Source organism: Halobaculum sp. XH14, assembly GCF_032116555.1.
Lineage (GTDB): Archaea > Halobacteriota > Halobacteria > Halobacteriales > Haloferacaceae > Halorarum > Halorarum halobium.
The window spans coordinates 1,102,042-1,114,889 of sequence record NZ_CP134949.1 but is presented as its reverse complement, the minus strand read 5'-3'; the positions used below and the strand labels follow the sequence as shown (position 1 = coordinate 1,114,889).

Genomic DNA, 12,848 nt, shown 5'->3' with positions numbered 1-12,848 from the left:
ACCCAGAGTCCGGTACTGACGGGGGGTGGGACGGTCGCCGGGGAGAGCCGGCGGTCAGTCCGCCTGCTGCTCGGCGGCGACGCGGGCGACGCCGATGGTGACGGCGACGCCCTCGACGGTCCACTCCTCGACGAGGTCGAACTCCCCGGCGACGGCCGTTTCGCGTCGCTCCGCGACGCCGTCCACGAACTCCGCGGTCCGCGTCTCCTCGGCGACGTACTCGCGGTGCTCGTCCACGAAGCCGGCGACGCGGTCGTCGGCGACGTCGAGCGAGACGCGGATCGGCTCGTCGACGTCGAGGTCGAGGTCCTTGCGCATCTCCTGGATCCGTCGCACGACGTCGCGGGCGTACCCCTCCGACTCGATGGCCTCCGTGAGCTCCGTGTCGACGTAGACGGTCCCTCCGTCGAACTCGGCGCTCACCACGCCCTCGGGTGCCTGCGAGTGGAAGCTGACCATCTCGGGGTCGAGCTCGTACGTCTCGCCCTCGACCGCGACCGAGAGGCCGTCGCCCGCCTCGAGGTCCGCGCGGACGCTGCCACTGATGGCGTCCATGATCCCCTGGGCGTCGCCGCCGAACGCGGGGCCGAGTTTCGACATCTCGGGCTCGGCGACCTCGACGAGTTCGCCGTAGGAGTCGGTCACGTCGACCGTCCGGGCGTTCACGCGCTCGGCGAGCAGGTCGCGGAGCGTCTCGACCGACCCGCGGACGTCGCCGTCGGCGCTCTCGACGACGACGCGGGTGACCGGCCAGCGCAGTTTGCGCTCGGCGCGCTGGCGGGCGTTCGCGGCCGCCTCCTCCACGTCGCGGAGGACCGCCATGTCGCGTTCCAGGTCGGGGTCCCGCAGCGTCTCGTCCGCCTCGGGGGAGTCCAGCTGGTGGACCGTCGTCTTCCCCCCATCGAGGTGCTGATACATCCGCTCGGTGAGATACGGCGCGAACGGCGCGAGCAGGCGCGTCGTCTCGTCGAGCAGCGTCGCCATCGTGGCGTACGCGCCGCGCTTGCTCGCGGAGTCCTCGTCCTCCCACATCCGCTCGCGGATGGCTTTCACGTAGAAGCGCGAGACGTCCTCGGTGACGAACGAGAGCAGCGCGTTCAGCGCGTCGTCCACCTCGTAGTCGTCCCAGGCGTCGGCCATCTCGGCCTTCGTGGTCTGGAGCCGGCTCAGGACCCACTCGTCCACGACGGTCAGGTCGCCGTCGTCCAGGTCGGGGTCGGCGGGGTCGTACCCGTCCAGACGCATGTACGGCAGCGGGAAGCGGAACACGTTCCAGAGGATGTTGAGCGTCGACTGCATCGCGTGCAGGCCGTCCCACTCGAACGCGAGGTCCTGACCCTGCTGCTCGTGACCCAGCAGGTAACACCGGAGCGGGTCGCGCCCGACCTCCTCGATCGCCTCCTCCGGGGTGACGATGTTGCCCCGCGACTTGCTCATCTTCGTCCCGTCCCCCAGCGTCGTGAACCCGTGCATCAGCACCTCGTCGTAGGGGGACTCGCCGAGCGCGGCGGTGCCCATGCCGAGCTGTGACCAGAACCAGCCGCGCGTCTGGTCGTGGGCCTCGATGATGAGGTCGGCGGGCCACAATCGCTCGAACGTCTCCTGATCCGACGGGTAGCCGATGGTGCCCAGCGTGGCGACCGAGGAGTCGAACCAGACGTCGAACACGTCCGGCACGCGCTCGTGGGTGACGCCGTCCTCGGTGATGGTGAGGTCGTCGACGGTCGGCCGGTGGAGGTCGACGGTCTCGGGGTCGACGTCCTGGTCCGCGCGCTCGGCGAGTTCCTCGCGCGTGGCGACGACGAGCAGGTCGTCCATGTTCGGGTTCTCCTCGCCCTCGGGCACCCAGATGGGAAGCGGGATGCCCCAGTAACGCTGCCGGGAGATGTTCCAGTCGGGCGCCTCCTCGACGAAGTTGCGGAAGCGACCTTCCCGGGCGGAGTGGGGGTGCCACTCGCTGTCGTCGATGTTCGCCAGCAGTTCCTCCTTCACCTCGGTGATGCGGATGAACCACTGGTCGGTCGCCAGGAACACGATCGGCGTGTCACAGCGCCAGCAGTGGCCGTAGCTGTGGGTGTGGGTCTCGTTCGCGAGCAGCAGGCCCTTCGCGTCCAGGTCGGCGGTGATGTCGTCGTTGGCGTCCCGGACGAACTGGCCGGCGTAGTTCCCCCCCTCGTCGGTGAACGTGCCGTCGCCGCCGACCGGGCAGAACGTCTCCAGGCCGAGTTCCTGCCCGCGCTCGAAGTCCTCCTGGCCGTGGCCGGGCGCGGAGTGGACGAGGCCGGTGCGGTCGGCCTCGACGTAGTCGGCGGTGTACACCTCGCCCGCGCCCTCGAAGTCGGCGTGGTCGGGGACTTCCTCGGCCAGCGGGTGCTCGTACGTCCAGCCGACGAGGTCCTCGCCGCCGTACTCGGCGACGACCTCGTAGTCGTCGTAGCGGCCGCGGCCGAGCGCGTCCTCGACGGTCGATTCGGCGAGGAACAGCGTCTCCGTCTCGCCGTCCTTCGTCGCCCTGACCTCCTGGTACGTGAGGTCGGAGCCGACCGCGACGAACGCGTTCGCCGGGATGGTCCAGGGCGTCGTCGTCCAGATGACGAGGCTCCCCTCACGCTCGCGCAGGGGGAACTTCACGTAGATCGATGGCGACTCGATCTCCTCGTACTCGACCTCGTTGTTGGCGATGGCCGTCTCACAGCGGGGACACTGCGAGATGGCGCGCTTGCCCCGTTCGACGAGCCCGCGGTCGTGGACCCGCGAGAGCGCCCACCAGGCCGCCTCCATGTACTCGGGCGAGATGGTCTTGTACGGGTCGTCCCAGTCCATCCACGCGCCGATGGACTGGAAGTCCTCGTCCATGTTCTCGCGGTTGCGCTCGGCGAACTCGCGGCACTCCTCGATGAAGTTCTCCATGCCGAACTCCTCGATGTCACGCTTCGTGTCGAAGCCGAGCTCCTGCTCCACCTTCGTCTCGATGGGGAGCCCGTGCATGTCGTAGCCCGGCCGGTCGGTGACGTCGTGGCCGGTCATCCGCTTGTGCCGGATGACGGTGTCCTTCAGCGTCTTGTTCCAGGCCGTGCCGAGGTGCATCTGTCCGGTCGTGTACGGCGGGCCGTCCACGAAGAAGAACGCCGGGTCGTCGGCGTGTGCGGCCGTGGCCGCCTCGTAGGCGTCCTCCTCGTCCCAGCGCTCCGTGACGGCGTCCTCGACCGCCCCCGGCGCGTACTGGTCCGAGACGTCGCTGTCGTCCATACCGGGAGAACCGGCCCGGCGCATATGAAAACCGTGGTGTCGCAGTGTTGGCTGTACGCGGGCCCGCGGGCGACTGCCGCGACGACCGACCGGAGTACGACCGATGAGCCGACCGAGCCGGGAGCCTCGCGGTCGCTCTCAACGCTGATAGCCTGGGGTGAGGAACTAAGATGGATGGGATCCGAGCGCTCGCCGTGAGCGACTGGACCGACGAGTCGACGTCGGAACCGGCGGAGAGGGACGGGGTCCTCGACCCGGACGAACTCGACATCCGCGAGCACGACGGCGTGTCCGAGCAGGGTGACGGACGGTACGTCATCTCCACCGAGGACGGCGGGGCCGCGGTCGACGACCCGCCGGCCGACGACCGGGACGACGACGGGAGCGACGCTGAAACGGCCGGGGAGAGCGACGAGGCGGGGTCACCCGACGTTCCCGACGACGACCGCCCGCACCTCGACGCCCTCGCGGCCGAACTCGACGCGCTGAGCGCGCCGTACGGCCTCGCGCTCGCCGGGAAGGCCGACGACGGGACGGCGAGCATCCAGGTTGCGGGCGGGGACCCGGCGGAGGTGCTCGCCACCGCACTCCGGTGGTACGCCGAGCGTGTCGGGGCCGACGGCGGCGACGGCGAGTCCCTGGGCGACGATGCCGGCGAGCGCGAAGCAGACGAGAGCGAACCCACGGACGACGAAGCCGAACGGGACGAACCAGATGACGCGGGAACCGGGGGCGTCCGGCCCGGCGACCTCGACGCGGTCATCGACGCCCTGCTCGCCGACGCCGACCCTGACGGACAGTGACGCTCGGGAGTCGCCGGCACCGTGCGATTTTTGTCAACCCGTAGTATCGTCCGCCCATGGACCGACGCCGATTCCTCGAACTCGCGGCGCTCGGGACGGCCGGTTCGGCCGGCTGTGCGGGCGATGGCGGGTCCGGAACGGCCGAACCGAGCGAGACCGAACCGACCCGGTCCCGGACGACGAGTCCGACGTCGACCGGGGAACCGGAGCCGACCGCGACCCCACGGGAGCAGCCGAACGCCATCTTCGTCGACGCCGAGGCGGGGAGCAACTACGGGTCCGGCGCCGCGGACGACCCGGTCGCGACGATCCAGTACGCGCTCCGGGCGGCCGAACCGGGCGACACGATCCGGGTCCGCCCCGGGCGGCATTCCGGAAACGTCGAGACGAGAGGGGCCGGCGAACCGGACGCGCCGATCACCGTCACCGGTCCCCCGGACGCCGTGTTCGCCCCCGAGCGCGGGGAGGCGTTCCTGATCAACCACAGCCACGTCCACCTCCGCGGGCTGACGTTCGACGGCCTGCACACCCCGGACCGGCCCGACGATCCCGAGTCGTACGTCGAGCGGCTCATCGCCATCAACCCCCGGGCGGAGAACCTCGCCACCGACGTCGAGAACCCGCCCGAGCGGATGGACGACTCGGCGTACCTGAGGGACGTCGTCGTCAAACCCGACCGGATCGGCAACTGCCGGGCCGACCTGATCAAACACCAGTACGCGAACGACGTGGAGATCGGCGAGTTCGAGACGTTCGGCGTCGCCGGCGCGAAGTTCCTGAAGGGCGACGAGACGGGTCACAACTCGGAGATCGTCTACCTCGGCATCTCGTGGCCGGGCGACGGCTACCCGCCCGAGCAGTCCCACGACATCCACGTCCACCACATCGACAACAGCGCCGGCATCCCGCACGCCGAACTCGTCGACTGCAAGCCGGGGCTCTCGGACGTCACGATCGAGTACTGCACCGACGCGGGCGGCTCGAACGAGGTGATCGCCGACGACACGACGGGCGGCGCGGTCGTCATCGCGGGAACGGACGTCACCGTCCGGTGGAACGTCCTCGCCGACGGCGCGCAGGCGGGGATCGAGATCGACTGTGACGCCGCGGCGTCCGAGGACCCGCCGCCGGCCGCCGCGGCCGGCGGCTCGAACAACGCGATCTACGGCAACCGGCTGACTGGGAACGACGGGCTCGCGCTCAGCCTCCCGTACCGCTCCGACGGCCAGGGACAGGCCGACCAGCGGATCGTCTGTGGCAACGAGTACGACGGCGAGACCCACGGCGACCCCGACGACGCCTGCGGCGCGGACGTCCCGGCCGGCGACGGCATCGGCCACACGGGCGGCGACAGCCCGTTCGCGTGAGGCACGCTCCGAGACGGTGGTGCGAGCGACGAACACTCGAGTTCGCGGCGCGGTTCGGGCCACTCGCCCGGCGGCGTGCTACTCGTCGCCGGACTGGAGCGCCCCGACCTGTTCCATCAGACCGAGCATGTCGCTCCGAGTCCACGTCTCGACGAGCAGGCCGTCCGCGAACCGGTTGATCTCGACGGCGGTCAGTTCGACCGAACGGCCGGTCGGCTCGACGCCGAACGCCGGGGCCTCGTGAGTCCCCGTCATCGTCCAGCGGACGGCGACCTCGTCGCCGTCAGCCACGGTGTCCTCGATCGTGAACGCCATGTCCGGGAAGACGGCCCGCGTCCCCGCCGCCAGTTCCCGGTACAGGTCGGGCCCGCGAAGCTCCGCCGCGAGGTCGCGGTCGTGGATCAGGTAGTCGGGACCCACCAGGTCGTCCGCGACGGCCGGGTTCTCCCCGTTCCACACCCCCCGAAAGAGGCGTTCGATGCGCTCGACGTGGTCGGCGGGAGTCGTCATCTCGGTCGGCCGTTCGCGCCAGCGTGAGTAAGTTCCACCGCCGACCGCGGCGTCCGGCCAGTGGAAAGGGGTAAACCCCAGCCATTCCAACGACGCGACATGACCGACGACGGCGACGACGACGGGATCTCCCTCCAGGTCCGCGGGGCGGCGAAACGGGACGCGGGCCGGGGTATCGCGCGCCTCCCCGACGCGGCCATGAGCGCGCTGGGCGTGCTCTCGGGCGAGACGGTCAGCATCGCGGGCGAGCGCGAGACGGCGGCGAAAGTCTGGCCCGCCGGGACCGAGGCCGGCGACGGCGAACTCCTCATCGACGCCGACACGCGGGCCAACGCCGGCGCGAAGATCGGCGAGACCGTCCGCGTGACCCCCGAGAGCGTCGGGCCGGCCGACTCGGTCACCCTGACCGCGCCGACCACGCTCGACGACGTGGACATCGAGGACGCCACGCTCTCGCGCGCGGCGAAACGGGACCTCGACGGCCGGCCCGTCACCGCCGGCGAGCAGGTCCGGCTGCCACACCTCGGCGGGAACGTGTTCGTCGTGGCCTCCACGTCGCCCGACGGACCGGTGAAGATCGGCGACGGGACGCGGCTGACCGTCCGGCGCAGCGGCGAGAGCGGCGGGGGAGAGGACGCCGGCGACCGGACGCGCTCGACCTCGGGGTCGACGCGGACGAGCGTCGGCGGGAGCGATCACGCCGCGGGCGGCGGCACGGGGACGGGAGGAACGACCGGAACGCCCGCACAGTCGACCCCCGCGGCCGCGGGCGTCAGCTACGAGGACATCGGCGGCCTGGACGAGGAGCTCGATCTCGTGCGCGAGACGATCGAACTCCCGCTGGCCGAGCCGGAGGTGTTCACCCGGCTCGGCATCGACCCGCCGAAGGGCGTCCTGCTCCACGGGCCGCCCGGCACCGGGAAGACGCTCATCGCCAAGGCGGTCGCCAACGAGGTGGACGCGACGTTCATCTCGGTGTCGGGCCCGGAGATCACCTCGAAGTACAAGGGCGAGAGCGAGGAGCGCCTGCGCGACATCTTCCGGGAGGCCGACGACAGCGCGCCCGCCATCATCTTCTTCGACGAGATCGACTCCATCGCGGGCGAGCGAGAGGACGGCGGCGACATGGAGAACCGCGTCGTCGGCCAGTTGCTCTCGCTCATGGACGGGCTCGACGCCCGGAAGGACGTGATCGTCATCGGCGCGACGAACCGCGTCGACGCGCTCGACCCCGCGCTCCGGCGCGGCGGGCGCTTCGACCGCGAGATCGAGATCGGCGTGCCCGGCGAGGCCGGCCGTCGGGAGATCCTCGAGGTCCACACGCGGCGGATGCCGCTGGCCGAGGACGTGGACCTCGACCGCCTCGCCGCCCGGACGTACGGGTTCGTCGGCGCGGACGTGGACTCGCTCACCACCGAAGCGGCGCTGACCGCGCTCCGTCGCGTCCGCCACGACGACGCCGACGCGGACCTGGGGGGCGTGAAAGTGACCCGCGCGGACTTCGAGTCGGCGATGGCGAGCGTCGAGCCGTCGGCGATGCGCGAGTACGTCGCCGAGAAGCCCTCGACGACGTTCGCGGACGTCGGCGGGCTGACGGAGGCGAAGGAGACGCTGGAGCGGGCCGTCACCTGGCCGCTCACCTACGGGCCGCTGTTCGACGCCGCGGACGCGGACCCGCCGACGGGCGTGCTGCTGTACGGCCCGCCCGGCACCGGGAAGACGCTGCTCGCGCGGGCCATCGCCGGCGAGTCGGAGGTGAACTTCATCCAGGTCGCCGGGCCGGAGCTGCTCGACCGCTACGTCGGCGAGTCGGAGAAGGCGGTCAGGGAGCTGTTCGAGCGCGCCCGGCAGGCCGCCCCGGTCATCGTCTTCTTCGACGAGATCGACGCACTCGCGGGCGACCGTGACTTCGCCGGCGGCGACTCGGGCGTCGGCGAGCGGGTCGTCTCCCAGCTGCTCACCGAGTTCGACCGCGCGGCAGAGAACCCGAGCCTCGCCGTGCTGGCCGCGACCAATCGACGGAACAGCCTCGACGACGCGCTGCTCCGTCCCGGCCGGCTGGAGAGCCACGTCGAGGTCCCCGCGCCCGGGGAGGACGCGCGGCTCCGCATTCTGGAGGTCCACACCGCGGAGAAGCCGCTGGCTGACGACGTCGATCTGGCCGAGCTCGCCTCGCGGACGGCCGGGTACTCCGGTGCCGACCTGACGGCCGTCACCCGGGACGCGACGATGCGCGCTGTCGAGCGGGTAGCTGATGAATTCGGGGACGACGCCAACGAGCACGCCGACGAGCTGTCGGTGACGATGGCGGACTTCGAGGCCGCGCTGGAGTCGGTTTCGCCTTCGTTGTCGTCGTAGGTTTCCGTCGCGTTGGTGTTTTGGCAGGCTTGGTTTGGTAGTTGGGCCGCCTCGAAAGCCCCGCAGTGCTCTACTCTGACGTTTTCTCGGTCGTCGTGACGCACGCCTCGAAAGCCCCCGCTGGGGTCGACTCGGGGGACCGCGCCTGCGCTCCTCGTCGCTCGCTTCGCTCGCTCCTGTGGTGCTTGACGGGTCCGCCGTCGTCGACCCCAGCGGCCCCTTTCAGTCCCACCCGCCGCGACCGCACCGCAGCCACGGCCTCCCCAGCCGACGAGGCCCCTCCCTGCGGTCGGGACCTCGTCCCTCGCGCGCGTCTGCTCGCCTACGGCTCGCAGTCACGCGTTACCCGGGACCACCGGTCCCGTGACGTCACCCTCGCTTCGCTCGCGTGACCGCCACCGCCCTGGGACTGGCGACGTCGTGGATGCCGAAGTCTCAGCGTTTCTCCAGCACGGCGTGGTAGTGGTGCTCGTTGCTGAACTCCACCTCTGCGAGGTCCCACCCGGTCCCGACGCAAGCGTCCCGGAGCACGCCCGGCGTGAACGGCCGGAACAGCAGCGTCTCCCCGCGGTCGCCCTCGTACTCGAAGTGCATCACGCGGTAGCCCATCCCCGGCTCCGGGTCCTCGCGGAACCCCAGCAGGTTCTGCGCGGTTTCGGCGTCGGGGTTGTAGTTGTCGAGCACCGCGGTCGCGTCGTCGGTCGTCACGAACGCGAGGTCCGCGAGGAACTCCCGCAGACGGTGGTCCGGCCGGGCCAGCCCCAGCTGCGTGCCGTGGGCGAGCACCGACGCGAAGCGGTCCCGGTCGAACGTCGCCGGCAGGTCGAACATGTCGCCCCGGACCGCTCGCTCGACGCCGCGCTCGCGCATCGTCTCGACGAGGTGCTCGCTGACCTCCAGCCCGACCGTCTCGAACCGTTCCTGGAAGTACAGCACGTCCCGGCCCGCGCCGGCACCGAGGTCGAGCAGCGGCCCCGAGAGGCGGGATTCGAGCCACCGCGTCCGCTCGTCCTCCGGGTCCCGGTCGTCGAAGTAGAACCGCTCGATCGGGTGTTCGAGCACCTCCTCGCCGTCGATCTGGCGGAGCGGTTCGTCCTGTTCGTCCCGGTGGAAGTCGCGGATGGCGCGACCGAACGGGTCGGACATGGCTCCCCCTCGGCCGAGTGCGACCGTAAACCTGCGTGAGAACTGGTACTGAGTCGCATGGACTCGGCAAGGCTCTCGCCGACCGGTGCGGTCAACCCCCCGGAGCGTGAGGGGGAGGCATGGACGGACTGCTGCCGGAGGAGGCGACCGAGCGGCTCATCGCGACCTGTCGGACCACCGTCGGCGACAACCTCCGGTCGGTGACGTACTTCACGCGGAGCGACTTCGAGCAGGTGTACCTCCGCGACGACCTGGAGCAGGACGCCGACCTGATGGGCTTCATCGGCAACGAGCGCCAGGACTTCAACACGACGACCGACGCCTACCGCGGGTCCGAGCTCGGGGGGTACCGATACACGCTCCGCGTGTTCGAGAACGGCTACCTCGTCCGCGTCGGCGGCGAGAACACCGGCGTGTTCGTGACGACCGACGGCGTGGAACTGCGCGACTTCGACGCGCTCGCCCACGCGTTGACCGCGACGCTGGCCGAGTGGGAAGCCTGACTGGTCGGGTGGACCGGCCGGACCCGGTCCTGCTGGCCCGGACTCGGGGTGGCCGGCCCGGGCCGTCAGGACGCCACCGTTTTGTGAGGCCGCGAAGTATCGAAGCCATGACTCGAACTGTTCGTGCCGTCCGTCGTCAGTTGGCTGGTCGGCGGGACCGACCCGGGCGACCCCGGTCGACGGGAGTGGCGGGATGGTAGACCTCGCGCTCTCGGCGGGGCGACTGCTCCTCGCGCTGGTGCTCGTGCTCCTGAACGGCTTCTTCGTCGCCGCCGAGTTCGCCTACGTGCGCATCCGCTCGACCGCGGTCGACCAGCTCGTCGCGGAGGGCGCGCCGGGCGCGACGATGCTCCAGGACGCGATGGCGAACCTCGACGACTACCTCGCGGTCACCCAGCTCGGCATCACCCTCTCCTCGCTCGGGCTCGGCTGGATCGGCGAGCCCGCCGTCGCGGCGCTCATCGAACCCGTGCTGGAACCGGTCCTCCCCGGGAGCGTCATCCACCTCGTCGCGTTCGCGCTCGGCTTCGGCACCATCACGTTCCTCCACGTCGTGTTCGGCGAGCTCGCGCCAAAGACCATCGCAATCGCACGGGCCGAGCGCGTGTCGCTGCTCGTCGCCGCGCCGATGCGGGCGTTCTACTACCTGTTCGTGCCGGGCATCATCGTGTTCAACGGGACGGCGAACTTCTTCACCCGGCTGATCGGCATCCCGCCCGCCTCCGAGTCCGAGGAGACGTTCACGGAGGAGGAGATCCTGCTCGTGCTGACGCGCTCGGGCCGGGAGGGCCAGGTCGACAAGTCGGAGGTGGAGATGATCGAGCGCGTGTTCGAGCTCGACGACACGTCAGTCCGCGAGGTGATGGTGCCCCGTCCCGACGTGGTGAGCGTCCCGTCCGATCTCCCGCTCCCGGAGCTGCGTCGCCTGATCATCGACTCGGGCCACACCCGGTACCCGGTCATCGACGCCGAGGACGCCGAGCAGGTGGTCGGGTTCGTCGACGTGAAGGACGTGCTCCGTGCGCGAGAGTCGCTCGACGGCGGCGAAGGGCGCGACGGCGACGAGGGCGCGATCACGGCCGGAGACCTCGCCCGCGAGCTCCCCGTCATCCCGGAGAGCGGCCGCATCGACGACCTCCTGGCGGAGTTCCAGCGCGAGCGGGTCCAGATGGCCGCAATCATCGACGAGTGGGGCTCCTTCGAGGGCATCGCGACCGTCGAGGACGTCGTCGAGGTGCTCGTCGGCGACCTCCGCGACCAGTTCGACAGCGACGAGCGCGAACCCGACATCGAGCCGCGGCCCGACGGGTCGTACGTCCTCGACGGCGGGGTCACCATCGCGGCGGTCAACGACGCGGTCGGCACCGGGTTCGAGGCGGAGTCGTTCGACACCGTCGGCGGCCTCGTGCTGGACCGGCTCGGGCGCGCACCGGAGGTCGGCGACGTGGTCGAGGTCGACGGCCACGTGCTCGAGATCGAGCGAGTGGACGGCGCTCGGGTGTCGACGGTCCGGCTCGACGAACTGTCCGACCGGGAGGACGTGGACGGGGCCGGCGTGGACGGGGAGTAGGCTCGACCGTCGTCACTCCGCGGACCGACTGCGGGCGGCCAGCGCCGCCGCGACGAGCGAGCCGAGCGCCGTCGCCGCGCCGAACCCGGGGGCGGTCGTGGCCGAATCCGCGTCGGGGTCGGTGCCGGTGGCGTCCGTCTCGGCAGTCGTCGCGCCAGTAGCCGCGTCCATCGGCGTCGTCGTGGCAGGGGCGGACGTCGTCGCCGTCGCGGGTTCGGTCGTGGCCGACGCGGCCTGGGTGCCGGGCGCGAGCGTCGCCACCACGCCCGCGTGATCGGCGGGCCAGAGCCGGTCGCCGTCGACGGCGATCCGTTCCGCGGGGTCGACGCCGACGCGCGTCACGCCGGTCGCGCGTAGCTCCCCGCGGACGAGCACATGGTCGATCCGCGACCCCAGCGACGGCTCCGGGTTCCTGAGGTCGGCGGCGTGACAGCAGGTCGGGCCGCTGCCACCCGCGACGTCCGTGAACGTCTCCGTGAGGCGCGCGTACGCCCCGTCCGACCCACCCGGGCCGTCGTTCAGGTCGCCGACGAGCACGACGGGGTCCCGGACGTCCCCGAGTGCCGCCCGGAGCTCCGCCGCTTGCTCGGCCCGCGTCTCGGCGGAGGCCGCCTCGAGGTGCGTGTTACAGAACGTGAGCCGTCCGTCGCCGACCGTCGCGTCGACGATGCCGTAGGCTCGCTCGACCGTGAGCGTGCGCTCGTTCTGCGTCACCGAGAACGCCGCGTCGAAGGTGTCGGTGACCGGCTCGGTCGTCGTGACCCCCTCGCGTGCGAGGATCAGGTCCCGGTCGGTCAGCCGCACGTCGCGCCGTTCCCCGTCGACCCTCCCGGGGAGCTGGACGTCGGTCGTCTCGGCCGCGGCGACGACCCGGTATGGGAGGTCACGCTCGTCGAGCGCAGAGACCAGTAGTTCCCGGAAGTCGTACCGGACGTCGGTCGCGGTCGGCGTCGTCCCCTCGCTCGGGGGGCCCGTCCGGAGCAGCGCGGCCTCCTGGATCCCGACCAGATCCGGCTCCGTCCGGCCGAGTTCGGCGGCGACGGCGTCGAGGCGTCGCTCGACGTGGCTCCGGTCGACCGCCGCGACGAGTTCGCCGATCGCGTCCCGGACCGACCCCTCCCCGACCGTCGCCGCGGCGAGAAGCCGGAAGAGGTCCGCGCCGAGATAGCAGTTGCGCGTGGCGACCGACACCCGCGGGGCGTCGGCTCGAACGGTCCCGACCGCCCCCGATCCGAGCGCGCAGGCCCCGAGCGCCCCGACACCGGCGGCGAGCACGTCGCGTCTGGTCCGGTCCGCCATCTGGAACCAGGTAGGCCGAACCCGCGGAAAAACGGCTCGGTCG

The 12,848-nt window shown here is 71.2% G+C and carries 9 protein-coding genes; 5 read left to right on the top strand and 4 right to left on the bottom strand.

Annotated features, from left to right (window positions below):
- Positions 1-54 precede the first annotated feature (54 nt).
- A complete protein-coding gene (gene ileS, locus RJT50_RS05595; protein ID WP_313694863.1) occupies positions 55-3,249 on the bottom strand; it encodes an isoleucine--tRNA ligase in 3,195 nt (1,064 codons plus the stop codon).
- A gap of 170 nt (positions 3,250-3,419) precedes the next feature.
- On the opposite strand from ileS, the gene RJT50_RS05590 reads away from it, so the two are divergent.
- Positions 3,420-4,052 (top strand): DUF7500 family protein, encoded by a 633-nt coding sequence (locus tag RJT50_RS05590; RefSeq protein ID WP_313694862.1) that lies wholly within the window; start codon positions 3,420-3,422, stop codon positions 4,050-4,052.
- A 56-nt stretch (positions 4,053-4,108) separates the two neighbouring features.
- Positions 4,109-5,419, top strand: coding sequence for a right-handed parallel beta-helix repeat-containing protein (locus tag RJT50_RS05585; protein ID WP_313694861.1), 1,311 nt, complete (start codon positions 4,109-4,111; stop codon positions 5,417-5,419).
- Between the two features lie 78 nt (positions 5,420-5,497).
- Here the strand turns inward: RJT50_RS05585 and RJT50_RS05580 are convergent, their stop codons facing one another.
- On the bottom strand, positions 5,498-5,929 hold the full coding sequence (locus RJT50_RS05580; RefSeq protein WP_313694859.1) for an ester cyclase: 432 nt from the start codon (positions 5,927-5,929) through the stop codon (positions 5,498-5,500).
- Positions 5,930-6,028: 99 nt separating this feature from the next.
- Here RJT50_RS05580 and RJT50_RS05575 point away from each other — a divergent pair, with 99 nt between their 5' ends.
- Positions 6,029-8,287: an AAA family ATPase gene (locus tag RJT50_RS05575; protein WP_313694857.1), complete on the top strand. Its 2,259-nt coding sequence runs from the start codon at positions 6,029-6,031 to the stop codon at positions 8,285-8,287.
- Between the two features lie 435 nt (positions 8,288-8,722).
- On the opposite strand, the gene RJT50_RS05570 is transcribed toward RJT50_RS05575, so the two are convergent.
- Positions 8,723-9,433: a methyltransferase domain-containing protein gene (locus tag RJT50_RS05570; protein WP_313694856.1), complete on the bottom strand. Its 711-nt coding sequence runs from the start codon at positions 9,431-9,433 to the stop codon at positions 8,723-8,725.
- 119 nt (positions 9,434-9,552) lie between these two features.
- Between RJT50_RS05570 and RJT50_RS05565 the strand changes: the two genes are divergently transcribed.
- Both RJT50_RS05565 and RJT50_RS05560 read left to right on the top strand, forming a co-directional pair.
- Entirely contained in the window at positions 9,553-9,936 is a 384-nt protein-coding gene (locus RJT50_RS05565; protein WP_313694855.1) for a DUF7522 family protein, read from the top strand.
- Positions 9,937-10,129: 193 nt separating this feature from the next.
- A complete protein-coding gene (locus RJT50_RS05560) occupies positions 10,130-11,506 on the top strand; it encodes a hemolysin family protein (RefSeq protein ID WP_313694853.1) in 1,377 nt (458 codons plus the stop codon).
- Between the two features lie 12 nt (positions 11,507-11,518).
- On the opposite strand, the gene RJT50_RS05555 is transcribed toward RJT50_RS05560, so the two are convergent.
- Entirely contained in the window at positions 11,519-12,805 is a 1,287-nt protein-coding gene (locus tag RJT50_RS05555) for an endonuclease/exonuclease/phosphatase family protein (RefSeq protein WP_313694850.1), read from the bottom strand.
- Positions 12,806-12,848 lie beyond the last annotated feature (43 nt).

What these genes read in the sequence shown, in the direction of transcription:
- RJT50_RS05575 (WP_313694857.1), top strand. Translation starts at nt 6,029, where the DNA reads ATGACCGACGACGGCGACGACGACGGGATCTCCCTCCAGGTCCGCGGG.
- RJT50_RS05590 (WP_313694862.1), top strand. Translation starts at nt 3,420, where the DNA reads ATGGATGGGATCCGAGCGCTCGCCGTGAGCGACTGGACCGACGAGTCG.
- RJT50_RS05565 (WP_313694855.1), top strand. Translation starts at nt 9,553, where the DNA reads ATGGACGGACTGCTGCCGGAGGAGGCGACCGAGCGGCTCATCGCGACC.
- RJT50_RS05580 (WP_313694859.1), bottom strand. Translation starts at nt 5,929, where the DNA reads ATGACGACTCCCGCCGACCACGTCGAGCGCATCGAACGCCTCTTTCGG.
- RJT50_RS05555 (WP_313694850.1), bottom strand. Translation starts at nt 12,805, where the DNA reads ATGGCGGACCGGACCAGACGCGACGTGCTCGCCGCCGGTGTCGGGGCG.
- RJT50_RS05570 (WP_313694856.1), bottom strand. Translation starts at nt 9,433, where the DNA reads ATGTCCGACCCGTTCGGTCGCGCCATCCGCGACTTCCACCGGGACGAA.
- RJT50_RS05560 (WP_313694853.1), top strand. Translation starts at nt 10,130, where the DNA reads ATGGTAGACCTCGCGCTCTCGGCGGGGCGACTGCTCCTCGCGCTGGTG.
- ileS (WP_313694863.1), bottom strand. Translation starts at nt 3,249, where the DNA reads ATGGACGACAGCGACGTCTCGGACCAGTACGCGCCGGGGGCGGTCGAG.
- RJT50_RS05585 (WP_313694861.1), top strand. Translation starts at nt 4,109, where the DNA reads ATGGACCGACGCCGATTCCTCGAACTCGCGGCGCTCGGGACGGCCGGT.